General features: G+C 56.2%; 14 protein-coding genes. 8 read left to right on the plus strand and 6 right to left on the minus strand.

Features of this window, described 5'->3' with window-relative positions; translation table 11 throughout:
- Positions 1-277 precede the first annotated feature (277 nt).
- From J3A65_RS23090 to J3A65_RS23100, 3 genes are read left to right on the plus strand one after another with little or no spacing between them, the layout of a single operon-like run.
- The gene (locus tag J3A65_RS23090) at positions 278-2,770 is read left to right on the plus strand and encodes an ABC-three component system protein (protein WP_209904246.1); all 2,493 of its coding nucleotides are present in this window, start codon (positions 278-280) and stop codon (positions 2,768-2,770) included.
- Positions 2,767-3,459, plus strand: a complete 693-nt coding sequence (locus J3A65_RS23095) for a hypothetical protein (protein ID WP_209904248.1) — start codon at positions 2,767-2,769, stop codon at positions 3,457-3,459. Before J3A65_RS23090 ends, J3A65_RS23095 begins: the two co-directional genes overlap by 4 nt.
- Complete coding sequence (locus J3A65_RS23100; protein WP_209904251.1) at positions 3,456-6,593, plus strand: AAA family ATPase; 3,138 nt, start codon at positions 3,456-3,458, stop codon at positions 6,591-6,593. Before J3A65_RS23095 ends, J3A65_RS23100 begins: the two co-directional genes overlap by 4 nt.
- A 389-nt stretch (positions 6,594-6,982) precedes the next feature.
- Here J3A65_RS23100 and J3A65_RS23105 read toward each other — a convergent pair whose 3' ends face one another.
- The 3 genes from J3A65_RS23105 to J3A65_RS23115 form a co-directional block, all read right to left on the minus strand.
- The gene (locus J3A65_RS23105) at positions 6,983-8,113 is read right to left on the minus strand and encodes a hypothetical protein (RefSeq protein ID WP_209904253.1); all 1,131 of its coding nucleotides are present in this window, start codon (positions 8,111-8,113) and stop codon (positions 6,983-6,985) included.
- A gap of 390 nt (positions 8,114-8,503) precedes the next feature.
- Positions 8,504-13,423, minus strand: a complete 4,920-nt coding sequence (locus J3A65_RS23110; protein WP_348635259.1) for a glycosyltransferase — start codon at positions 13,421-13,423, stop codon at positions 8,504-8,506.
- 434 nt (positions 13,424-13,857) lie between these two features.
- Positions 13,858-14,655, minus strand: a complete 798-nt coding sequence (locus tag J3A65_RS23115) for a hypothetical protein (protein WP_209904257.1) — start codon at positions 14,653-14,655, stop codon at positions 13,858-13,860.
- Between the two features lie 387 nt (positions 14,656-15,042).
- On the opposite strand from J3A65_RS23115, the gene J3A65_RS23120 reads away from it, so the two are divergent.
- From J3A65_RS23120 to J3A65_RS23140, 5 genes are read left to right on the plus strand one after another with little or no spacing between them, the layout of a single operon-like run.
- Entirely contained in the window at positions 15,043-17,676 is a 2,634-nt protein-coding gene (locus J3A65_RS23120; protein WP_209904259.1) for a Z1 domain-containing protein, read from the plus strand.
- Entirely contained in the window at positions 17,676-18,683 is a 1,008-nt protein-coding gene (locus J3A65_RS23125) for a PD-(D/E)XK motif protein (RefSeq protein WP_209904261.1), read from the plus strand. The genes J3A65_RS23120 and J3A65_RS23125 overlap by 1 nt, the downstream gene beginning before the upstream one ends.
- Entirely contained in the window at positions 18,680-20,518 is a 1,839-nt protein-coding gene (locus J3A65_RS23130; protein ID WP_209904263.1) for a hypothetical protein, read from the plus strand. The genes J3A65_RS23125 and J3A65_RS23130 overlap by 4 nt, the downstream gene beginning before the upstream one ends.
- A complete protein-coding gene (locus J3A65_RS23135; protein ID WP_209904265.1) occupies positions 20,515-21,423 on the plus strand; it encodes a hypothetical protein in 909 nt (302 codons plus the stop codon). Before J3A65_RS23130 ends, J3A65_RS23135 begins: the two co-directional genes overlap by 4 nt.
- Complete coding sequence (locus J3A65_RS23140) at positions 21,420-22,199, plus strand: hypothetical protein (protein WP_209904267.1); 780 nt, start codon at positions 21,420-21,422, stop codon at positions 22,197-22,199. The genes J3A65_RS23135 and J3A65_RS23140 overlap by 4 nt, the downstream gene beginning before the upstream one ends.
- Positions 22,200-22,514: 315 nt before the next feature.
- Here the strand turns inward: J3A65_RS23140 and J3A65_RS23145 are convergent, their stop codons facing one another.
- Genes J3A65_RS23145 through dcm form a run of 3 tightly spaced genes read right to left on the minus strand, consistent with a single transcriptional unit; the run spans position 22,515 to position 25,394 of the window.
- Positions 22,515-23,738 carry a type II restriction endonuclease gene (locus tag J3A65_RS23145; protein WP_209904270.1) on the minus strand — a complete coding sequence of 408 codons (1,224 nt, stop codon included), beginning with the start codon at positions 23,736-23,738 and terminating at the stop codon, positions 22,515-22,517.
- Complete coding sequence (locus J3A65_RS23150) at positions 23,735-24,193, minus strand: very short patch repair endonuclease (RefSeq protein ID WP_209904272.1); 459 nt, start codon at positions 24,191-24,193, stop codon at positions 23,735-23,737. Before J3A65_RS23150 ends, J3A65_RS23145 begins: the two co-directional genes overlap by 4 nt.
- Positions 24,186-25,394 (minus strand): DNA (cytosine-5-)-methyltransferase, encoded by a 1,209-nt coding sequence (dcm, locus tag J3A65_RS23155; RefSeq protein ID WP_281064482.1) that lies wholly within the window; start codon positions 25,392-25,394, stop codon positions 24,186-24,188. Before dcm ends, J3A65_RS23150 begins: the two co-directional genes overlap by 8 nt.
- Positions 25,395-25,636: the final 242 nt, after the last annotated feature.

Below are 25,636 nucleotides of genomic sequence, written 5' to 3' on the forward strand. Positions count from 1 at the left end.
CAACCGAATTCCTCTCGGAGAATAGCAGCGCTGAAAGCAATTATCGTGTTCTGAAGGACAAGATGTTTTCAGCCGGTTGGCGGTCGGCAAGAAGCAGGCTTGTACGTGCGCAGGTTAGACGCTTATAGGTAGTACAGATCCGGAGCCGGTTTAGTGATTTCCCGGTCAAAGGTGGGCGCCCTCTGTAATAGGATGCGCTGCAAAAAAGTTGAAAAGTCTTTCGAGCGCTCTGCTATCAGCAAGCCACGAGGATTTCGTAGGTCGGTGGGAGCGGCATTTGCGTAAGGCCATTTTAGGTCCTGCTGACATTATTGACGGCGCATCCGTCCAGGGCAGCAGGGGCGTCTATGTCATAGGTTGCTTCGATCAGCGCATCACCTTCTATTCGCAGCAGGTGCGCGCGCTTGCGTTGATCCACGCCCTGGCAGATCAGGAATATCTGAAGGATGGTCCACGCATTGCCGTCATCGGTGGCGGTGCGGCTGGTACGGCTGCTGCCGCCGCTGCTGCTCTCGCCTCGTCCGGCCAGGTAGTCTTGTTCGAAGAGGCGCAAGATCTGCTCAAGCTCCAGAACGGCACGGACAAAAGAAAGCTCGACCCCCACATTTATAACTGGCCCGGAAGCAACGCCGCCGACCCGATCGCGGACCTTCCGATCCTAGATTGGGAGGCCGGCCCTTCGCGCGAAGTGCGCGATGACGTACTTCGGCAGTTTGAAGATATCGCTGGTCGAACCGGCAATCGGCTTACCAAGCAGATGCGTCACCGGGTCATCGGAGTCCGTGCCGTGGGAACGGGGTACGAGCTAACAATTCACGAGGTGGACACAGGCATCGAACGGACCGAGCGATTTGAGATGCTCTTTCTCGCCTTTGGATTTGGACTAGAGCCGACCGAATCAATACTAGGAATCAATGACCGCAGCTATTGGGCGGACGCTGGTGTCCCAGGCACGGAGTTTCAGGGCCGGCCCAATCCGCACTATTTTATCAGCGGAAATGGGGATGGCGGCCTGATCGATCTTGTTGCCGCGGCGTCGGCGAACTTCGATCATGGTGCGATGATCCGGACCGTCACCGCCCACCCTGGCCTAGTGGAGGTTGAAAAGGAACTGCTAGCTATCGAGAGGCAGGCACGTAACGCCCGAGCCGCTGGGGGAGATATCGACCTCTACGGAGCCTACGATGCGCGCCTCTCTGGGCTGATCGAAGCCAACGGTCTCGTCGTCGACATTGGGCGCCAATTGCGGCCCGGCGTTCAAATCACCCTGCAGACAAGAGGTCCCGCCGTTTTTTCCCTCGATACCTCAATGCTCAATCGATTCGCTGTCTTTGCCACAATTAAGGCCTGCGAGACGACTGCGGGTCGCGCGTTTAGCCATCGTGCATGCCATACGGTAGCTAGGGTTGCAGGATATGTTCCCGCTGTCGATCAAGCGCCGTACCAGCTCGATTGTGATGGCGAGCTGCTTGCATTCGACGAGGTGATCATACGACGCGGCACCCACAGAGCGCTTGTTCGCGAGCCCTTCGCGAACATCCTCGGCGATTACGAGGCGCAGCATCGAACTTGGCTGATGCGCTTGGGTGATGCCACGTTGGTTCCCACCCTTTCAAGCGACGCACAGGATTTCTTTCGAAACCTTTCGCGCGAAGCACACATCGTTGGATCGCGTCGGCGCATACAGCTTGCGCAGGCGGCGATGCCCGTGGCTATACATATCAGCTCCGACGGCACGCAGCTACTTTGGGCGGGTGACCGAACGCCAGAGCAGATAATTGGGGCCTGGAGCGGCGAGGGCAGTTTTCATATCACGCTCGCCAACGGTCCAGACGAACTGGCGGCGGTTGCAGGCGCGATCCTACGCTTGGCGGCGCATGCCAGCCAAATTAAGGTCTATGCAGATCCGCTCGTCTGGTCGGAGCAATGGAGGCGTCTGACGGCAAAATCGCTGCATGCCACGGGCATTCCGATGCCGCAAGTCATCGGTGGCAATCCTGGTGGCGCCGCGCAAGTCCGGGAGGCAACGGGCGCCACGAGACTCGCCAGCATCGTTCACCGCCGGCTCGATAGTTGGATGTTGGGCAAAATCGATGAGCATCTCCACGACTTCTTCATGAGCGAAGAGGATCCGGGTGCCGCTATCGGGCTCGAGATCGGGGCGGACCTACGGGACCTAATGCGTGACACCTGGCGTGTTTGGCGGGAAGCGTTGGAAGACGACCCGAGTCTTCTTAGCCGTTTTCTCCGCCTAATGGTCAGTGCCACGGATGAGGAGGGTGATGCCGTGCAGGTCCTGGTAGGACCGCGCAAGTTGTCGCCTATTATCTGTGGAACGGCCCTCTCATTGGCTGTAGCCTCGGTTTGGGGGGTCACATCCCCCAGGGGCGTCCGTCCGGGGAACCTGCTACGCCAGATCGCCCATGTAGAACGGACGGGTCACGGCTGCTCCGCCGACCGCATTCTCGGAAAGAGAACTAGCGTTAGCGCTCAAACGCACGACTGGAAAACCAACTTTGTCCTTCTCGCGCTCGAAGGAACGCTGGATGTGGCCGTTCAAGCCGAAATGACGTTTGCGAATATCGAGACGCGTCAGCCGTCGTTAGTCGAAACCACAGGGTCGGGACCGATCATGATGTGGATTACCGAACCGTTGATCGAGGCCTTGTCCCAAGGTGTGGACGCGCTCTCAGCATTTCTGGCCGATGTAGAGCGTCGACACGAGGTGCAGCTGATTGGTGCAATTGAACGACAGGGGGAACCAGCATGAGCGAAGAGACGGTATCGTCTTCCCTCGAGGACTTCATCAAACGGGTCTGTAGGGCGGCTAGATCCTGCTCCCTGGATGTCTCCGAGCGGCCAAGCTTGACCGGCCGAACGTTCAGTGGAGGAAGCAGCCAAGCGACCACGCTCGAAGCAAGCGAGTTGCCATCGGACGCCCAGGCCCTCAGTGTCGGCCGATATACTATAATTTTTGGCTCGCTTCCCGATATCCCGACTTTGCCCGGAGTGCGCGAAACTCTTCGGCGGTATCGTAACCAATGTGTCGTAGCCCGGTCGTTCCTAACGACGAATCAAAGCCTCGATCTGCAGCTTTTCCTCGTTGGCCCACGCGGCAGTGAATGGGAAAGAAAGTGGAACTCGCTGGGCCTCTACCTTGAGCGGGATGATCGCGTCGCAAGGAAGTTGGCCTGGCTCAGACCGCGCGACGCGGCGCGAGACGATGACAGTTTTGCCGATTTTCAGCGTCGGACTTTCTTGGCTCGACCTTGGAAGGAAGACAATCCAGAGTTTCGGGACAACCAACCACTCGATTTGGACGAACCGGCGATCGCCGGCCTGCCTAGAACAACTGCCGAAGAATTCGATAGGATTGCGCTCGATGGCGACGACGATCGGCCGGCCGATGAGATTGTCGAAGCCTTGGTCAGGGCATGGGAGCAGAGAAAAACATCATGAGCGACGTTTACCTCTCCAGCATGGATATTGAAAACTTCCGCACGTTTGGTGGGTTTAATGTGGTCCTTCCCGCCGCGCCCGGGCTACTTCTCCTCACCGGTACAAACGGGTTGGGTAAGAGCAGCTTCTTCGATGCCATCGAATGGGCTTTGTCCAGCAAAATTCGGCGCTTCTTGCCCTACGTTTCCCGAGCAGGGCGAATTGTTATTCCCGAGTCCGACTACCTGACGCGGCATGGTGCGCCTTCTCAATCGCACGCGGTCACGCTGAAATTTTCAGAAGGGGAGGCGCTGCGAAGGAGTGCAACCGAAGCGCCGTCGGCAGCGGCCGTCTCGGCTTTGATTGCATATCCCGGGCGTGGTGAGACTACCGATCTCAGCACACACCTTGCAATGACGCACTTTCTTGGACAGGCGGAACGGCAACGGTTCACGAGCCGCGAGGCCGATGACCAATGGGCCGCCCTCAAGGGACCGAGTGGGATCGACCGACTGGAGTTAATACGCACGCGGTTGCGTGGAAAGGCGACCACTCTTGCATTTGGGAGGCGGATTAAAGCGGAGCAGGGTGTTATCTCGGCGATCGAAAAGGAAATTGCTGATTGGCTGGGCTGGCAGGCGCGCTTGGACCGGCTGCACCAAGCGATCCGTGCCGGAGGCGGTCTAACCGTGCAGGACGTCCGGTTGCGGGCTCAAGAAATCGAGCTAGAGGCGTCCCTCCTACTCGAGCGTGAGCCAGCCGGTATCGCGGGCGAAAGCAACAGCCAGCTCTTAGCCCGCCTCACTGGCCTTCTGGATCTTGGCTTGCAAGAGCTCTCGGATCGCTCGTCAAACCTCGCGGCGGCCGAAGAGCTCGTCGACAAATATCAGACGCAGCAAGCCTTGGGCCGTGAAGACAATCCTATATTGGTGCGGGTGCGCCAGCATGTGACAGACGCTTTGGCCGCTGCTGAGGCAGGTGAACCGCTAGTTGCTCCAGCCAACAATAGCGTCACAGAGCAGATTGGTGCAATATCGAGCATCGAAAACGAGATTGCTCGCCTCGAAGCGACGCGAGCTGACTTGCTTCGGCGGGAAGAACTCGTTGGGATCTTGGCCGACGCCCAGACAGAAATCGATGGTCGCAATGCAGATATTGCGCTGCATCGTAGCCTCGTCATCGCCTCAGAGACGTCCATTCAGGTCCACAGCGCTGCTTCAGCGGACTGCCTACGGCTACAAGCCATCGCCGATCGGGCCCAAGAGAATGTTGAAACGATAGATCAACTGAATGAACTGGCCAGGAGCGCCGAGGAGCATGGCAACATTCTAACGCTGGCTGTCGAGTCTGCTGCTGGTGTCCGTGTCGAATTCGATACAGCTATTCTCCGCCGTGACGAGCTCCTTTTCGCGGTCGAAGCCGGACGACGGGAACTCGGAGAAGCAGAGCGGCATGCCACGGCGATCGAGAGTGCGGTTGCAACTATCGCCAGTCATATCCACGAGAACGAGGAGATTTGCCCTGTTTGCAGTGCAGAATATCCCGCTGGACAACTCAAGTTTTTAGTCAGCGAAGCGGCAAAGTCGGGCGATCTCAGGGTAGCCGAGGCAACGTCCCGGCTTGATTTACTCGAGACCGAGCTTGCGCCGCTGGCACAACGCGTTGAAGACCTGCTGCAGATATTGCGACGACCGGAGCAACTGGAGCCGGTCACCCGCAACGCTGTGGAGCAAGTGAAGGAGGTTCGGCAGCGTCTCGCGGAACTGCTTGGCCTCGACGCTGATGGCGATCTAGCGTCGGCGGTTTTGTCTCGCAACGAGCGTGCGCAACTCGATCTACAGACGGCGCGCTCAGCTTTGGCGGACTTGGCATCTCTCGCGACAGCCGCTCAGCAGCAGCGCGCACTTTCCAATGCCGAACTCGACCAACTTGCGAAGCGACTTGACGCTGCAATGTCCCGCATGAGCCTGCTCAGTGCCGAAGACCGTGATTGTGCCGAGCGTATTGCCGCGCGCGGCATGCCCGCAATGACCATCGATGACGTCAGTTCACTTCTGTCAGATCGTCGAAATGACCTCGAGATAGCCTTGGCGCGGCTCGTCGAGCTCAGGGACCTCGCGGGAACTGCAACTTCGGCTTTGGCAAGTTTGCAGCAGCAAGTGGTTGTTCAACAGGACGCACTCGCGGCAGCAGAACTTGCTATGAGGAACGCTCGACTCGGCGCCGAAACCTTAGTCGAACAATGGTCCACCCTTAATCTGCCCGGAGTGCCCGACCGGACCATCCTCGATGACGTCCAGGCAAAGCTAAGCAACGCAAGCGTTCGGCTCAAACTCCTAAGCGGTCGGTTGCAGGAACTCGCGAAGGTAAACCAGGATGTCCTGCTGGATGAGGAAATTGTGCTCGTCACCGAGCAAATGCGCGTCGCAGGGGGTAACTCGGGAGTTGTTGATCCAAAGGCCCACCTTAGCGAGCTACAGTCGCGGCTTGCACCTGCTCGTGCAGCCCTCAAGCTCTCACAGGACGCACACGACGCCATCGACAAGTATACCGTAAAGTTGGGTGACCGCGCCGAAGCGTACAATCGCGACGTGCTTGAACCACTCAATGACCGCATTCTGGAATTCAACGCAGCCATGTTGAGCACGCCGGGCGCATCCGTACAGTTCAAAGCCGACAAACGTGTTGATAGGACTGATTTTGCTATGGAATTGCGCTATGGCGATGAGGTCGATGACTCTATCCAGAGCGCTCGCCAAGTGCCAGCGCAACTCGTCTTGAGTGAGGGGCAGCTAGCAGCAAACGGTTTTAGCATTTTGTGCGCCGCGAGCACAGCGTATCGTTGGTCGCGATGGCGCGCGCTGCTGCTGGACGATCCGTTGCAACATAACGACGTCATCCACACGGCTGCCTTTGTCGATCTCATGCGCAACTTGGTCGAACTTGAAGGCTATCAGTTGATCATGTCCAGCCATGATCGCGCGGAGAGTGAGTTCATAGCCCGGAAGTTCGATGCAGCCGGGCTTGCGTGCACAACTGTTCTTCTGACATCGCCATCCGAGAATGGCGTCGCGTTCGATCCACCAACGTACAATAGCGTTGCAAGGAACTATCTAAACGGCCTCACCCCCGTCCCGCGGGCCCGTTCAGCATAAATTGGTATTGTCGCGTGCTTTGATCTTTAATGGAAAGGCAAGCGCAGAGCCGGCGAAGGGTCCTTCTAGATTGTGCCAACGGCCGCTGCCGACATTTGCGCGATAGGAGCCACTTCCCCGTAGCTTATCAAGGGGCATTCGAACCGCCACGCGCGTCGGCGGGAAGCAATGATTCGAACTTCTCGATCAACGCTGTGGCTAACCCCGGCGCTACTATGAGGAGCCCGATCTCGTCGAGGGCGTTTTCCGCTACACCCAACAAGCGCACGGACCGTTTGAAGGGGTAGCAGTCACAACAGGCGACGGCTCGAATTCCCCTATTGTCCGTGTCAGGCGAAATGAGAAATTGCCCCCAGTTCCTTCGCTTCGCTTGACAGTCCACTCATTTATCAAAACAGATGCTTAAAGTCTGGAAAATCCGGTCCATCTTCGGGTAGGTCGACCTGCTCCCATTCCGGATCGGATATCATTACAGGTTCGTATTGGGCAGCGTGGTCTGCCAATATTCGGTTCAGGCGATATTCGAAGGTCGCCGTATGAGACAAGCAAACGACTTGTGCCGGTCTGTTGACTGTAGCATTTGCGATAAGAGCCGCGAGCTTTTCATCGTCGTCGCCTGGTACACCGATCGCAGCTACATGCCGAAAAAGGTAGGTGAAGTAACCTGCTAGAGTCAGCGTATCTCTCGCCAAGTCGGTCTTGTTGGTCCTTTCCAAATCGTTTTCAAATAGCCTGATCGGTTTGACGAGCGGGAGAACTGGGTACCTTATCCGGTCTTCCTCGTCGTTATTGTAGAATATGTAACCCGATTGGATTCCAAGGCGTTGTGTCTGAAGAAGTGCGCGGAACTGACCATAGCCATCGTTGGCTTTATCCCTTGGCCCGCTTTTGAACCGCCGGATATCAACGCCGAGCTTGCCTTTTCTAACCCGCTTGGGATTTGCATTCTTTGCTTGCAGGCAAGCCGCGAACACCAAGGTTTTGGTTGGATCTCGCGGATCCTCTGTTTCAAAAATAAAGACGAAGTCGCCACCACGTACAGACTCCGCACGCCATTTATCGAGCGGCACAGTCCATGCGTGCGCATAGGAAGTGTGTGCCATTTGGCGTTGAGACGAATTCACCTGCCTGACGGCCCAACTCAGTTGCTTTGGCAATATTGCGTTGAGACCAGGCTCGGTCGACGGAGCGACGCAGTCCTCGATGGTAAACTTGACTTCACCGATGATAAGCGCCTTGCGTATAACGTCCGACGGTTCAGGCGACCGCCAAGTGTATGGCATCGCAAGCGCGTAAACGGCAAACGGGTAGTCTGCGGCGATATCGGATAGCCTCTTCTTTTTGAGAGCGGCCAGTACCGTAGAGAGGTTAGGCGGCATGTCTGAGCCAACGGCGGACTCAAGGCCTAAACGATAGCTCCTGATATACTTTCGAAATGTGCGATCGTAGACGTTGAAGAATACTCGCTCCATACGACTTTTGGGATGCTGGGTATAAGGAGATGGTGTTTGAAAAGGCATAATGAGATCCGGTCAACAAACTACGGATCGTTCTAGACAGCTTGGTACTTCTTTAGTGTAAAAATTTGTTCGTTAGTCTCATCATTCTGTGCTGCGGCTCTCCATAGAGCGCCAGAAATCGATGATGACACGAGCTGTGGGCCGAGCTTCATCTCACATAAAGCCATCAATCTGCGAAAATAGCGATATATTGCAGCTACTTACCCGAGCATGATCGAGGCGACAAAGGTTCGAATCCGTTCAAGGCGAAAGCGAGGAAAATTATCTGTTACTTCTGTTTTTCTAGAGCATTGATAGGCTGCTGCGCTGCCAGATGGGCAAGCGCCGCTTCTTCAGCGACGCCCGAGATATAGTTAAAGTCAGGCTTCTCTTCGATTGACCCATGGTTTCTCACAACGTGTTAAACTCGCCGGAAAGTTTTCGCGCGGCGTGCTCCCAAGTCAGACGAAGGGTCAAAGCTCTTCGCAATTCGGCTGCACGATCGAACGCGGCTTTGCTGTCAAAGAGGGCTTCATCCACCTTCTTCACCCATTCGGTACGTGTGTCGGTGTCCGAAAGGTGAACCGGCGCGATACAAGGTTCAACTAGCTCCGACGACAGCCCATCGTGCTTTACTGCGCCCCGTAGATAATCAGCTAGTCCACTTCGGCCTGAGATGATCACTGGCACGCCGGCGGCAATCGCCTCAAGTCCAGTGAGGCCAAAACCTTCTGCCACAGATGGCATCAGGATCAGCGCAGCTTTTAGGTAGCCGTCCGTTAATTTCAACGGATCGGTCGTGAATGGTCGAGGTTGCACATACCCGGCGTAGTCCTGAAGATTGCCGATCTGTGCAAACTCCGAATTTGCATCCTCCGAGAAGCCGCGCATTATCAGCAGCGGGGGGCCCGGCGCTGGCCAATCGCGGCCGTGGCCAACCATTTTTATAACGTCACATGCTAGCAAGCCACCTTTGGCGACCGCGTCTTCCATACGAGCTGACATGACGCACATATTAAGACGCAGTTTCGAGTAGTCCGGGTTGAGTTTCAGAAGGCCGGGATTAAGCCCCGGTACTAGCACGCAAATTGGCGGGGGATCTATCGCTGCCGCGATGAAGTAGTTCTCAACCCGTGGGCCGATGGCAACAACGAGATCGGATACGCTTGTGAGGTCCAGCTGGTCCTGTAGTTTATTAGCACCCCTGAGAACGTCGTTTTGTCGATCAGAACGGGGACGTTTCAAGCCTTCGTTCTCTTGAGGGATCGTGTGAAGGACGTGAACGTACTTCGATTGAAAACGCTTCGCGAGCGCTCTCGCAAAACGGCCAGTGATGTGGTCATGCCCAAGGACCAGCTCAGGCGCCCCACCGATATCGGAGGCTTGGCACAGAAGCGTACGGTCCATGCCCGCTATGCCAACCGAATCTGGGCACCCGATCAAGGTGACCTTCCCACTTCTCGCGTCGTTCATGTCGGACTCGGTTGCGTCCGGAACCAAGCAGATAACGTTGTGCCCTAGGCCCGCCAAAGCCGTGCAAAGTTCACGATTGAGAGTTGAAATTCCTCCGTGATGAGACGCCCATTCTGTGGCCACAGCCAATATCGTCTTCTGCTCCGCTTTCGGAAGTGGGCCTTGCCTGTCGGCTTTGGGAGTTGGAACATCAACGTCTATCTCAACGCTTGTGAAGCTGTCCGAGCCACTATATCTCGGGGGTATAGCAGGTTGTGCAGATACTGGAGGGAGCCCCATACTCGAGATGCGGGCAAGAATATCTGCTGGATCTTCGCGCCGAACAATGTTGGCGCGGACGTTTCGTCGCGCCTGCTCAATTGACCACTGCAAGGTTGCATTACCGTCATGGGAGGTCTGCTTGATGCGATGAAGTTGTTCAAGTGAGACATTTGTTCCCCGCGAAACCAGGTTGCTGAGCAGGGTACTCCGCAGCTGGTCGACAAAATCTGGCGCGCTCAAAATACGCGCTCCTGTCTCCTGGGGAGCACGTTCTGGGAGAAGCGCGACTAGGTCGATATAGGCTTGGGCGAGTGCGTATTCGGAAACCTCGGCAAACTTCGCCGAACGATCAAACGCCACCTGTTCTGCAAACTTTGCCCATACGATCCGAGCGAGGCCGGAGTCCTTCTCTCGTAATTCCAGGAGCTTCAGCCAAATTTCCTGTGGTTCGCGAAACAGGAGCTCGACAGTGGCCTCAGCGATGGTGTCCGCATCCGGCCACTCCAGCAGCGTGCCACTCTGATCTTTTTCAAGCGCTGCAATCACATTCGCCCGGGCTTGAGGGTTGCCGTTGCGGGCGAGGTAACTTAGTATCGAAGGACTATTACCTTCGCGCTTGAGATCTGGGGATTGGTCGAGTTCACGCAAAACCCCCGCAATGCGGGTATCTAGCGGCCACTCAAGCACTTCTAACAGACGAGTTGTAATCCCTCTCGAGCCGTTACCAGTGGCAATTTGCATAACCGCGCGAATAACTGCTTCCGGCGCTCTCAGATATGCGTCCTTAACGAGTTGGCGCTGCGCGTGATCTTCGTAGAAATCATTACCAGTGAAGCCAACCGTTGCTGCAGCCCAAGTAGACCAAGTCTGGTCGCTCAATTGAGCGTAGGTCTCAGGATCATGCTCCAAAAGAAGCCTGAGGGCTCGGACGCCAGCATTCGCCGGTCGATGGCTCGTGCTTGTGCCAAGCCAGCTCGTGTCAGCCAAGGGCGCCTTCAGCAGATACTCCAAGGCGGTTTGTATAATCCTTTCGCGCAGCCTAGCATCAAGTGCTGACCAGCCGGGCGTTTTCGTGATGTCCGATACGAACTCAAACTGTTGATCGTAGCTCCCTGTTTTCTCGTAGAAGAGCTGCAGATTGAGTTGCCACCAAAGTTGAGCATCACCTTCTTCAATTCGGAGAAGAAGACTTTCGATCTCGTCTCGCCAAGTGGCTGCTGCCACTTCTGCTGATGCGCTTAGCTGCGCTGCATCGCGCTCCCTCTCAAATCTGCGCCGCATGAAGTCGGACACTGGAGAACTCAGCTCGACTGAGTAATGCTGCGTCAGCGTGTCCTGCAAAATCGGGACTTCTGAAGCGATCCTCCAAACGTCGCTGAGCGTATCGATCGGAAGCTGTACGGCGAGTTCTACGACTATGCGAGATAATGCCGCACGCAGGGCATCGTCGCGGACGAGAGTAAGTTTTTTGAGATATTCGCCGAGATCATCTGTTACAATGAGGTCTGGGAGGGTTTGGAGCATGAGTATCACGCTGCGGAGCGGGTCTTGGCTACGCAGAAGGATCTTCTCCGCCACAGTTGCACGCGCCGCGGATTCCTTCGACCAACGTCCGGTTTTTTCACCCCGCTCTACGATGAAGCCCGCTAAGCTGCGATCCGCATCGACAACGAGTGCGGCAACCGCATCGGCTACCTCAGGTGCTTCTACCTCGTTGGAGGCAGCCCAAAACAATCGTGCGACGACGGTCTCGAGATAGCTTTCTTTGTCGCCATCGACATCAAGGCGTAACTGCAACCATTCAAATGTCTCGAGAGCTTGCGCCACCGTCAGCTCTGGCGCCTTGAACCGCGATAGAAACAGTTGATATGGCCCTATCAGATTGCTCCGCTTTGGAGTCGTCAAAGACGGAAGCAACTGGCTAAACGAGAGCGCGCCGGGCCATGCGATCTGCAAAATGGTGCCGCGGAGGCGATCATCGGTATCGCTCGTGAGATCAGAAAAAAGGATCGGAGCCAAAAGTCCGCCGGCTTCCGGGCCAGCGATCGTCCGGATTGCTCGCGCCGAGATTGTCCGAAGGATACCGTCTACGCGAGGGGCGGCAGCCACCTTAAGAATCGCGGGAATGAAAGATTTTTTACCGGACTCTGCAGCAAGGTCGATTGCTGCCCTCCTTTCGAACAGCGGGGTATTATCGCTCAAGATCCGAGGAAGTAGCTGCTCCTCCAAGTCGTCATGATCAAGTCGGCCAAGGAGCAGGATTATCTCGTTGTATCGATCGACAAGATCCTCTTCGGCGAAACGGTCGAGAAAGGCCCCGATAACCCTGGCACGATCGGTGGGTTCTAGGGCCAAAGCCTGCGATTGAATAAGCACATCAGGTTGTCTGTCGAGTAGCGCGTCGAAAACGCCGGGAACCATCACGGCAGTCCATCCTGCGACCTCTGAGAGGTGAAGTGCGACGCCACCTGGTCCGCCAACCTCAGGCACGATCAGCAGCGAGAGAATTTCCTCTACAGATAACTGATGGTCGGCCAGATAACGTGCCGCTAGAAAGTCGCTGAATAGTCTGTGCGACCACTCGAAAACTTTTGGCGCAACCTCAACAAAGAGGGGCGACTGCAGGCACAAAGAGAATATATTTGGTGTCGCGATTATCGGCCCGTCGGCGGTTGGCTCGAGACCTCCGGCTATCCTCGAAACAGAGAAGGCGTCGATTTCGGAAGAGCCAACTGTGGTCGTGAGCCTGCGCATGTCCGAGAAAGTGCAAGCAGCAGCCAGCCGGGCGGCCATCGCCACTTTAATCTGAGTTGACGAACCTTCTATAGACTCAAGGGATGCGACAATTGCGGAGTTGATCAGATCAATTTGTCTGCTGGGCGAGGAAGTCCCCGCACGATATTGCTCCAGTAAAATTGCTAACAGGATTGGTCGACCCGCGACCGCACGCATTTTTTTATCCGATAGGTGAGCCTTCAGGATCGATTTGCTTTCCGGCGTTAAGTCGGAATGTTCGACAGCTGCTTGTATTTGCAGGTCGGTCAAAGGTAGAAGTGACAGCCGTTTGAATGCGTGTGGCGGCCATCGATCTTCGACCAGTTGATCTAACAGGTCTGTCCACGCTGCAGGTCGGCTTGTGAAGGCGACTTTGAGACTGCCGAGTTTCCTGTTGAGTCGAAAGAGGCGATCAAGAAAGTCCTCGAGGACGCGTTTCGGATCAAGCCCGCCACCTAGTTCATCGATTCCATCGATCAGGATGTGCCACTCCCGATCTTCATCAATCCAACCCCGCGCGTGATCGGATAAGAGCAGGGTATCGAGGGTTTCGGGAAAGCTTTGGCCGCGAACTGAGATCAAATCGACTTGACGAGCTTGATCGCGGAGTGATCGTGCCAGCGCATCTAACTCCCACGACTTTCCCATCCCCGGTTCGCTTAGGAGAACTAAGCAAGGGGTGTCCGCAATATCGAGCAGCGCTACTGGATCAGACTCGTTTTCTGTGTCTTCGCGCGAAGCGCTCCTATCGACCTCATGATTGGAGATAATTGGAACCCATTCGCGGCTGTAGAGGAAATCTGTACGCTCGCCGATATTCACCAATTTCAAACACCTCAAGGAGATAGCTAGACTATAATAGTCATCTATCTGCTTGATACAATATGACTTTTCATTTCAGCCCAAGTGGTGGGCCAGACATGATCAGTGCGCGACCGGAAGGCAACGGCACATTATTTTCGGGTAAAAGTACCATAAATCTCGTAGGCTGGCTGACGATGCGCCTGAAAGAAATGGACGAGGTTTCAGACACTTATCGAATCAGAAGAGTAAGTCGACGGTTCGATTCGGTTGAAGAGCCATGAGGATAGTCTGGTGAAGGCTTCGACCTTCCTAAGTCACTTAGCGAGTTAAACCCATCACTGTGCGTTGGCCGCTTTTCAAGAATGGCCGCCCGCGTTCTCCATCGCAAGGCGGTATCGAACTGAACTATTATTATTGCGGTGGGACTTGGCTGTTCCCGCAACCGCGCGACACTAGGTCCTGGGCTGCTCCCCGTCGTACGATCCGCTTACTACCCAGATGAAGCTTTGCACATCAATATTGTCTCGTGGTTCGAACTCTGCGAGATCGAGTTTTGTTGCCCCCGTAAGCTGTAGAAGACTTTCGTAGACGCGGATGTCCAGTTCAGGGCGGTAAAGGCTTGCGAAGCGGTGCCCGATCCTCTCAGCGAAATCCTTGGTTGCTTCCGGCTTGAGGAACATGTGTTCTGACGGTCTCCAGAGAAAGGGCAGATAAGTGACAATCGTCCATTTGTTTGCCTGAAACGGGGACAAGATCCGGTCAAGCACTACCAGCGATTGCTTCCTGTCGCCTTCTGCAAAGATCGCCGCCGCTTGAATGAAATTCTTTGCCTCTCTGCTCCGAAGGACGTCCTGGACTCTCGCCTGCTCTATCGAAAACAGCATGTTCGTCGCCCGGAAGGCTGACAGGACTTGCTCCGGATCTGCATCTCCCGTCAATGCTTTCTCAAGCGAGCTGGTCTTTTCCAGGTTCAGCTTGGCCTTGATCTTGTAGGGCCGCTCACTGAATGCATCACTATGAAAGCCGCCAGGATAGTAATGCACGAAAAGTTTCTTCGCACCATCCATTCCGGCATATCGACCCATGGCCTCGCCGACAGTCTGCAATAAAATCCGCCATGCGGTGTCAGCGTGGGCTTCCTCGGAAACTCTCTTTCGGTCTGCCAATCCGAAAAATCGGCCATCCCGTTCGACCAGATCGAACGTCACCTTGCCAATTTTCTCGGATCGAATGGTTTTGGGCGGTGCCATATATTGCTTCCTTTTTTCATCAGTTGCGAGCTCCGCTCAAGTATCGCACCCGTTGGAGGGCTTTTGACCGGATAGTCGGAGCCTTTCTTCAGTCTTGAATATTTCCCTCTACGGTTCCAGCCCACGAGAATTCAGCCGGCAGAAACAAGCCTGATTTCGATCTCAGGAGCGTCCTGAAACATCGCAGAAAGATCTAGGAAATAATCAACTGGTCAAGCTGTGATTACAGCTGGTATTTGCTGATAGATGTTTTGACTATTTCAAGGATTCACCCATACGTTGCGAGGCCGCAGGGAGGAGAATCAGGCCAGCTGGAAAAGCCTCGGTCTCCCGATGCAAGGAAATGCAACGAGAGGGAAGATTATGCCGGGTCCACAGGTTGAGAGATTGGTAGACGAAATTCTGGTCCAGCTTCCTCGCAACCCCGATCTTGATCGTGCTTTGGCAGCCGTCGTTGCAAATATGTCGGCGTTCATGCCCGATTTTGCTGAGCGTATGGCAGAGGAGATAGCCGAGGCTCGCACCATCGTTGCGCGTCAGATGGAGGATGTCGAGATTCTTCATCGCCACTCGGTGATGCGAAAGCGTGACCGCTGGTACTTCGGGGCAAAACCAAGCGACAGACACTGGCCGGCGCTTCGCGCGTATCTCATCGCTAAAGGTCTTGATAAGAACGATGTCGAGACAATCGACGAAGCATCCAGCGAGGTTGTGTCGCTGCTTGAAAATCCCCGCAAGGAAGATTTCCAATGCCGGGGCCTTGTTGTAGGTCATGTTCAGTCAGGCAAGACCGCAAATATGACGGCGGTCATGGCGAAGGCGCTGGATGCCGGCTACGATACGGTTATCGTACTGGCGGGCCTGACGAATAAACTTCGTTATCAGACCCAGATGCGGATGTATAAGGATCTGGTTTCCCGACACCCGCTTGACTGGCATCCGTTGACTCCGAATGTCGAGCACCTGGATTTCAGGGCCCCACCCCAGGGAGGCTTCCTGGCGCACACGGACAAGGCCCAGATTGCTGTTGTCAAGAAGAACCCGTCACCATTGAAACAGCTCAAGATCGCGGTCAGGGGGACACATCCGATGGCGCTGAAACGCCTGCGCGTTCTCGTCATTGATGACGAGTGTGATCAGGCCAGTGTAAACAGCGCGCGTGGCGAATTCGATGTCACTGCGATCAATGCCCACATCCGCGAGTTGCTGGCAATGATTCCGGCTGTCTCGTATATCGGATACACCGCGACTCCGTTTGCCAATGTTCTGATCGATCCCTTCCGTAAGGATGCGCGGGGCGGGAATAACCTCGACGATCTCTATCCTCGTGACTTTATCACGGCATTGCCTTCATCACCGAACTACTTCGGCACGGAAAAGCTCTTTGGGCGTATCCCTGACGATCCCGAAAATGTGCGCGCGGAAGATGAGGCACTCGACATGATCCGGGACATTCCTGATGATGACGCGGTGGCAATGCAGCCGGCCAGCGTCGCCGGGCGTGACACATTCCAGCCTGAGGTAGTGCCGACGCTGGTCGATGCCATACTTTACTATCTTGCCTGCTGTGCAGCGCGACGCGCGCGTGGCGATGGCGGAGAGCATATGACGATGCTCGTTCATTCGTCCGCGTATGTTGTGGCGCATGAAAAGGTTGCGGCCGCGATAGAGGAATGGGTCAGCTCGGTGCGTTTGACGCTGACGGACCCGGAAAGCGAGGCCGGCAAGCAGCTTTCTTCGGTTTGGACGCGTGAACAAGGCCGTTTGCCTTCCGACATCACCTCAGCGGCGCCCGTTACTCTCGAACAGATTTTTGTGCATTTGCCGGAGGTGCTGGAAGCCCTTGAGTTTCCTGTTGAGAACGGCCCGAGCGACAGCAGGATCAACTACGAACTTCCGGCGCGGACCTACATCGTCGTTGGCGGATCAATCCTTGCACGTGGTCTCACCCTCGATGGTCTCATGGTCAGCTACTTTCTCCGAAGTGCCAAACAGTATGACACCCTCCTGCAGATGGGCCGCTGGTTCGGTTATCGCGCCGGCTACGAGGACCTGCCCCGCATCTGGATGCCGCCGGATCTCAAGCTTGCTTTCAGGGCGCTTGCGAGGGTCGAGCGCGAGATACGGGAAGACATCGGCCGTTTCCATCTCGAAAACAAGACCCCGATGGATATCGCCGTCCGCATCCGGGCGATCCCGGGGATGGCTATTACCAGTGCTACCAAAATGCGTGCGGCCAGGACTGCAGCAATAAGCTATTGGGGAACGCATCGGCAAACCTTTCGGTTCGAGCACCGGAATCGCGACGTGCTCAACGGCAACTGGGCCGCGGGCGGGGCCTTGCTCGAGGCCGCAACGACGCAAGGTCTGCAAGTGCAGGACCAGCCGACGCTCTGGAGAAAGGTTCCAAAGGAGCTGGTGCTGGATTTCATCCAGAAATATGCGTTTCACCCTGACCACGCTGAACTTCAGGCCCACGTCCTGTTGCCATTTCTGAAACAGGCTGATCCGAGACTGGCACTATGGAACGTTGCTGTCGTCACATCCGGCAAAGGTAAAGCCGCAAAAAAAAATCTCGGTCCCGTCATCGGAGCCGGTCTCGTCAATCGCGCGCGCCTTGATGATGCAGGGTCTTCCGCTGATATCAAGGCCCTGATGTCGAAGGCTGACCTGTGGTTCGATTGCGAAGGGGTGGCCCCCGCCGGTGAAGGCTGGGAAGAGCTCAAGCAGATGCGTCAGCGCGAGTTGGGACAGGTGCCGCTGCTCCTGCTCTATCCAATCGACCACGAGTCACCTCCGATGGGAAACAGGGGTACGCGTGTTCCACTCGATGCCGTCGAAGACGTCCTCGGGCTTGGGATTGTGTTTCCGGGCAGCGTGACTGAAGGCGGACAGTTTGTATCGGTCGACCTCCCGTCGCTTTCAACAGAAGACCTTGAAAGAATGGAGGCGGAGGAAGCTGCCGAGATTGCCGTGATAGACGCCGAAGAGGGACGGATTGCTGCCGGGGAGCCGTCATAATGGACATCGGGGAGAAAACTGCCCGGACGGCGTGGACTGTGCTCCGGGCAGGTGGCAACGAGCCGGCCGGATTCGGCATTCCGACAAAAGCCTCATCTGTGACGACCAGTAATGGCGTTGTCCGCTTTGCACTTGGGCAGAACGGAGAGGCTCGTCTTTTGCTGCCACTCGGAACCGCAGAAAAGGGAAACGTTGTTCAGGGGGCTCCCGCGCTCGACGTTCGTCTTTCGGAGTTTGGAACAGCAGGCAAGTCACAGCGGTTCCTTGATCTGACCTGCCTTCAGCGGGATCTCGATGGTGTCTTTGCCGAGGTTGCGGGGCACATCCTCGCGGGTATCGAGAGCGGTATGCGTTGTCTGGACGCTGCCCGGGCATCGATAGAAGAATTCCGGGCGCTCCTCGTCCGCCAGGCTGGGAGCGATATATCCAGAGAACAGATTGCCGGGCTCGTCGGAGAGTTGCTTGTCCTCAAGCGCCTGCTCGACCGGTCTCCGGATGCCTGGAAAAGCTGGCGCGGTCCGGCGATGGCCAGACATGACTTCATGCGCGCCAGTAATTCGCTCGAGGTGAAGGTGTGTGTGGGTAAAGGACGCACCAAGATCACCGTCAACGGTCTCGAACAGCTGTCGGAGCCGGCAGGAGGGCTGCTCTTTCTCCAGCATTTTGAACTGGAGGTTGCTGACGCGGCGATGCTGTCGATCTCCAGTCTCGGTCGTGCCGTGCTGGACGCAGCAAGTCAGCCGGATGAGGTCAAAATGCTCCTGGCAGCTGTCGGGTGCCAGGACATCGATGATCCTCTCTGGAACACAGCTTCGTTCCGGCTCGAGCGGGAGACCCTGTACACTGTCGCGGACGGCTTTCCCCGGCTGGTCTCATCATCATTTCCCGGAGGCGTCACGCCGGCTGGTATCTCTGATTTGACCTATACAACTGACCTTGCTTTCGCCGGCCCCTTCAGAATGGATCCATCCCGCGCGCGTGAGGTCGAGGATATGTTCCTGCCATGATCCGCCTCGGCCTCCACAGCGAAAGTTATGGCGTTACCGGAAACATCGGCGAGAATTTTCTTCGCCTTCTCGGAACTCCGGCACTAAGCCAGCTACAGACAGTCATTCGCGAGTCCGTGCAGAACATCGCCGATGCTGCAAAGCTTGGCACAGGACCGGAAATACTCCTGCGCCTAAGGCGTCTTAATGCGGCTGAAATGCGGTGCTGCAGAGAAAAGCTGCTGGCGGAACTTCCTGAAGAGACAAGGTCCCACGAGAGTCTGTCGAATTTCCTCGAGACAAAGAATCCGGTCGTGCTTGAGATATGCGACTTCGGAACGACCGGACTTGGTGGTCCTACGCGGGCCGACAAAATCCCGATCGGGACGAACCGGACCGATTTCATCAATTTCCTTCGCAATATAGGCACGCCACGCGACACTGAATACGGCGGCGGAACCTATGGTTTCGGCAAGGCGTCTCTCTATGGTGCGAGCAAGTGCCGGACTATCTTCGTTGATACCCTGACAGAGGAGGGTGAACGGCGTTTCATAGGCTGTCACATCGGCGCACGCTTCCAGACAGAGGAAAAAAGAATGCTGCGGCAGTTCACCGGCCGCCACTGGTGGGGTGTTGCTGATCGCAATGATGGAGTTGCGGATCCTGCGCGCGGAAAACAGGCCGCACAGCTGGCCGCGACAATCGGCTTTCCCGAGCGCGAGGATTACCAGTCGGGCACATCCATCATGATCCTCGACTTCCAGACGGATGGCGAGGAGCTTGCGGTCATCGGTCAAAGGATCGTTGAGGGCCTTCTGTGGAGTTTCTGGCCACGGATGATGAGGACCACTCCGAAAAAGAGGCGGTTTACTTGCAGGGTAATGGTCGGGGAAGACGATCTGCAGATTCCGCAACCCGAGGATTTTCCTCCTCTCGATCTCTATTGCAAGGCGATGCGCGCGGCCCGTGCTGGCAAAGGTAACGATATTCGCACCGTCGCGTGCCAGCGCCCGGTGAAAAACCTTGGCAATCTTGCTCTGGAAAAAGGCCTGCGAGGAAAGAGACGGCCAGTAGTCGCGGAAGACAGCCTTTTCCCTGCCTCCGCACATCATATCGCTCTCATGCGACCGGCGGAACTGGTGGTACGTTATCTCGAGGGTACGCCACTTCCTGACGAGCGGTTTGAGTGGGCCGGGGTATTCCTTGTCGACCGTGATAAGGAAGTCGAAAGCGCTTTTGCCCGTTCCGAACCTCCCGCACATGACGACTGGGTCTCCGGGAACATGGAAAGGGGACACGCCAGAACATTCGTAAACGTTGCACTGCGCACTCTCGAAACAGCCGCACGTGAAATGGGTGAAGCGGCCGCATCTAGGATCTCCAACAGGTTCGAGGCACCGCCACTTGCTCGTGTCGCCGGTCGACTGGGCAGTGCTCTGGCAGGCACCGGTGGCGACGGAGCAGGGCCAGCGCGGCCGGGTGGACATGGCGGAGGCGCTGGCGGTGGTTCCGGCCGTTCTGCGCGAGTGTCTCGTCCTGTTTTCGATCGGCTTGTCAGGGAGGGTGACCGAACGCTGGCGGTATTCCTGACAGATGTTGTGCAGGATAACGGCACTTCTGGCTACGTCCTTGTCGCCAGTGCCTCGATTGCGATGGATGGCGTTGCAGCGAAGCGGGATCTGACATTCGATCGTCCGGAAATTGTAAGGATGCGGTCTTTCGGGGGCGAGCTTTCTTCAGGAACCTCGAGGCTTGATCTCGGAAAAGCGGAGGGCCGCTTCGAGATCGTTGCGGAGGTCCCCCGTGACTGTGCGGTGACTGTTGACGTTGAACTCATCGGTTCGGAGGTCGGATGAGCCGGCGCATTGCTTTTCCTTTCCTCACTCTTCAGGACCCCTCTGTACTTGCACAAGACTGGAGGATTGCCGTTGGCCACAGTGAGCTTCTCGATAGTGGCGAGTGGCTTCCGGACTGGGACGCCTCGATCCCGCTTCGTTTAAGTCGATCATTCGGTATCGACTTTGCGACAGCAGCGCGCGATCTCGAAATAGACGCTGATAATCTGAAGCTGGCTGTCATTTTGCGCATAGGGAGCGGTCAGGGACGTCTGTCGCGTTCAATTATTGACAGAGAGCACCGGGTTCTCGACGCCGAACATCCCGTCACCGTTCTGGAAGTGACCATCGATGGAAGCCAGCTGTCGTCGGTTCTTGATTTGCATGTAGATATTACACTTGCCGATGATTGCGGTACCGGAAGTGATCTATCACCCTCGCGGAAAGGTGACCGGGTCTGGCGCGACACCGCGCGGATCAGGCTTGAGGGTGAAGAACCCCGGCTGCCTATCGAGGTCGCTGACCTTTCCTCGTTGCTGACCGGGGTTGCTACTTTTGCGCCATGGTATCTTGAATGGTCTCCGCGTGACTGGTCACGTGATTTCCATGGTGCCATCCGTCTCTATCTTAGCAGCGGCCACCAGAACCTCATTACAAGGATTGAGGCCGAGGATACTGAAGTCCTGCGAATTTTAATGGCTGATGTCATGAGCCAGGTCTGTGAAAGTCTGCTTCGTGAACCGGACGCAGCCTTCATCCTCGAAACCTGTGCGGAAGGATCTATCGGCGCGCAGGTAGAGTTTTGGCTGAAGCTGGCATTCCCCGGTCGCGACGTCCGTTACGCGAAATCGCTGCTGGAACAGCGCCCTGGCCTATTCCGGGCATCGATGCAAGCGCTCGCAAATCAGCAGGTACAAGACATATGATCACGTTGATGCCTCGCCTTTCCGGTGCAGCAGCCCAGCAGATGCTCGACGAGATGCTTGCAGATAACGGATTTCGTTGGCAAGGTTTTTCGGCCGACTCGCTCCCGAACGGAGCACGCTTCGCCGCAACCGGCGGATCTGTCATACACGCCACGCGTTTGAGAGAACTGCGAAAAGAGCTTGTCGCTCTGGCCGTTGATTTCGGCTTTGGTGCCGAGGACAGGAAGAACCGCTTCGGAGAGTACGATACGGCCCTGACGCGCTGGATTGCAGGGCTGACAGAGTTCAGTTCAGGTGAAGCACTTCGTGACGATATCTGGTGTTTTATCGCTGTCTCGATGGCTCCCGACATAGTGCACTGGCGCTTTGGCACGTCGAGAGACCGCTATCTGGGCGGTGTGAGAAACTGCTTTCAAAGGGCATGGTTGCGTGCCCGGGCCCTGGATCGGGGAGAATCCCACTCCGATCGCTGGGGTCTTGTTGACCAACTGACAGAAGATGCGCTCGTCCAGATAACCGAACGTCCGAGCATTGGAGCGGACCCGCTTCTGTCACTTGCACTCGGAGAGGGATGGGTTCGCGCGGCAAGCCGCATCGGGCGGCCTCGCATGGAGGATGTCATGCGTCAGGCAACCTTGCGACTGCGCGTGCGGAACGAGGTTCAGGCCCTGTCGCTTTTGGATGAAGACGATCTGGCTGAGATAGTGGACCAGTTTTTCAACTCCGCCTCGGAGCAGACGATCGCTGCTCTGAGCTCCGGACCCGGCAGTGCCTGACCCCAAGGTCTGGGAGACCAACATCCTAACATACCTGCGACGAAATCAGAGCAGATACAGGTTGTCGTCGTTGTACGGACGATCCTCTCCTTGACGACGAGCTTACAGTCACGCTCTAATGTCCGAGCGCTCGTTAGACGAGGAGGATTTTGTACAAAATCCGTCCAATGTGTCATCAGGTAACCGTTGCGCAGATGGAGATTATGAGCGGTCTTCGCGCCATAGCTCGGCCGGCGCCTTATCAATAAGCCAACGCAGTTCATCATTTGTCGGAAGATTCGAGCCATTTGGCATGGTACCGACAACACGTCTCCCTCAGATCCCGACCTGTCGACTTTTTACCATACTCATAAAATCGCAGACGCTCATCAGCCAATCCCGTTGCGCCGGTCGAAACGAACTCTGGATGCTTCTCGGGATAACCAGCTGAAGATGCTTCGTTCGCATCTCGTCAGTCTGGTTTTCCGAAATGCCAGGTTCGAGTGTCAACAAATGCTTGTCCGGAATGCGTTCGGCTTCCGACAGCACCTGGCGCCAACGATCCTTCAGCGTTGATTTCGATCCAAGCATCGTCAACCGCTCGGCGGGAAAGGTGAGGTCGCGGTATTCACTCTGGCCAGGGAAAAGGAAATCCGGCTTGTTCCGGTTCTCTGTTTCAGCCCCCCTCACATAGGCAATCCCGTGATCGGTGAAGACGGCCTCGAGATGATTTTCGAGTGCTGAACCGGCGCGCGATTTCCGGCGATTCTGGACGCTGAGAGAAAAGCTGAGGAATCCGTCGACGTCAGCGCCATCAGCTGCCTGAAAGCCGCTGCTGATACGTTCGGCGACTATACGTCTTTCCAGTCTGCGGAACAGCTGCTCCTCACGCTCCATCCAGGCCACGAGAGCACTGTCTGCATCGTCGCGTGCCGAGACGCCCGGAAGTGAAGCCCGGGCAAGGTCGGAAAACTCTCTGGTTCTGGGAAATTTCAGCCCGAATGGCTCGATCAGATCATCAAGCCTGTCAGCTTCGGGCTCCTCGAGTTCAAGCCCGAGCTCGTCGAGAATATATCGAGCCGCAAAGTCTAGTTCCGCGTCATTGTTGCCTTCGACTTGCTGGAAAGTGAACTGGAACTCCGGCTGGTCTTCAAGACCAAACAGCCAGACAAGCTGGTTCTGTATCGTTGTGCCTGACGGGGTCACAATGACCATTGCCGATCCGTCCCGGCATATGGCCAGAAAGAAGACGTCACCGGTGGACATCATGGCGGTGATTTCATTCCCGTAGTAGTAGAGGCGATACTCGGTACGGGTAGGGTGGCTTCTCCTTGCATCATACCAACTGACCATACCCTCGATGGTGATGGCTTCCTGCTCTTCACCCAGCCAAATAAAGCGGGCGGGAATGTTCTTCCTGTCCGCATCACCCAGCAGCTGTCGCAGCGAAGCTGATCCATTGAATTCATGCTGGTTGGACGTTGCGGGAGTTGTCTCGACTGCGCTGAGCCGTTTGACGACGATCCCCTGGAAATGATCCGAGAGAGTTCCTCTCTTCATGCAGTCCTCCCCCGGATTTCAAGTCTAGGCTCATTGGTTCTGAGCCAGACTGCGCATTGCTCAATCAATTCGTCCAGGGGAAGCCGTGTTCTCCCTTTCAGTGCACACTCCCATACGATGCACTGGCGCCAGTTATCCTGAGCAAGCAGGGACTCCGATCGGACGTCGACCTCCCTGTTCCGGTTGATCTTTGCAAGCCAGAAGTCCGGACGGCTCGACGGCCACTTGAACAGATGGCAGTCATGGCCGTGCCAGAAACAACCGTGCGCAAATATCACTGCCCGGTACTTTGGAAAGACGAGATCCGGTTTCCCAGGGAGACGCTTGTCATGCAGACGAAAGCGGAAACCGAGGGCGTGAAGCCCACGCCTCAGGATCATCTCGGGTTTTGTGTTCTTGCCCCGGATGCCGGACATCATCCGGCTTCTGGTCTCGGGAGAAACGGTATCAGCCATTCGCGGTCATCGGCATCCTGTCGGGTCTCGTCACAGAACGGATCGCCTCGATGGTCGCCGGCTCGATCTCAGCCTTTCGCAGTGCCGCCATGATATGCTTTTCCATGGCCTGCGCGACAAACTCGACAACAGGCACGACGACGGCATTTCCGAACTGCCGGTACGCCTGGGTATCAGAAACAGCAATCTTGAAACGCCGGTCACCCCGATCGAAACCCATCAGGCGCGCGCATTCGAGCGGGGTCAGGCGTCGCGGTCTTTTCCCCGGCTGCTCGACCAGGACTTCGGACCCATCCTTGTAGTAGCGCGCCGAAAGTGTCCGGGTGACATCATTGGGGCCGAAGAGGCTGAAGCCAAACCCGTTGCCCTTGGACTGATGTTTGGCCTTGTAGTTCTGGAGATACTCCCAGAGCCGGGGAGTGAGGGTATATTTCGGGTCGACCTCCTCGTGCGGCTCAAGAATGCTGCCCAGTTTGGGACCATTCTTCGGGTCAGGAATGACAAGCGAACTGAAGTCGAAATCTGTTTGCTCCCTGAAACCGACTATGAAGACCCGCTCCCTCTTTTGCGGAACCCACGGTTCCGAGCTGATCACCCTGTGCTGGACGTGGTAGCCCAGCTCATTGGTCAGAACATTCATGATGGTCGCAAAAGTGCGCCCGCCATCATGGCTTTCCAGGTTCTTGACGTTTTCGAGGACAAAAGCAGCAGGCCGGTGATGGGCGATTATCTGGGCTGTATCGAAAAACAGCGTTCCCTGGGTATCGCAGAGGAAACCGTGGGGGCGTCCCAGCGCATTCTTCTTGGAAACGCCTGCGATCGAAAATGGCTGGCAAGGAAAGCCTGCAAGCAGGACGTCATGCTCCGGTATCTTTCCCGGATCCTGCGAGAACTCGCGAATGTCGCCACCGATCTGGTGGTTGTCACGATAGTTCAGGGCGTAGGTTTTCTGGCTGTGTGGATCCCATTCGGATGTGAAGGCGCAATGACCGCCGATGCTTTCGAAACCCAGACGCAGGCCACCGATACCGGCAAACAGGTCAATGAAACGAAACTGTGTCGGTGGTTCCTTTGCTCCATGTTGCGCGATTTTCTCGAGCGCCTTGATCTCAAGGCGGCGGGGCTGGCTTTCACCGTCATCGTACCGTCTGGCCGTCCGCAGTGATACGTCCAGCAACTCAGCTGCCTGCGCGACGGTCATCCCCGCCTTTTCCCGAAGAGCTGTAAATTCCGTCCGGGTATTGTGGCGCATGCTGTCCTCGAATCGCTGCTGGGTCATTTTTTGACAAAATGGCAGGAATATCCCTAGCGATCAATACATGTTCTTGTTGTGTTCTTTAAATGGTTGATGAATAAACAGATTAATTACGGGGCGGGGAGTTGCAGTTCTAGGCAGAACGCCACGGGCGTGGCCAGTCGGTCCCGCCTCCCCTGCGGGCGCTA

The sequence above is a fragment of the Rhizobium sp. PvP014 genome (genome assembly GCF_017876855.1).
GTDB classification, from domain to species: Bacteria; Pseudomonadota; Alphaproteobacteria; order Rhizobiales; family Rhizobiaceae; genus Neorhizobium; species Neorhizobium soli.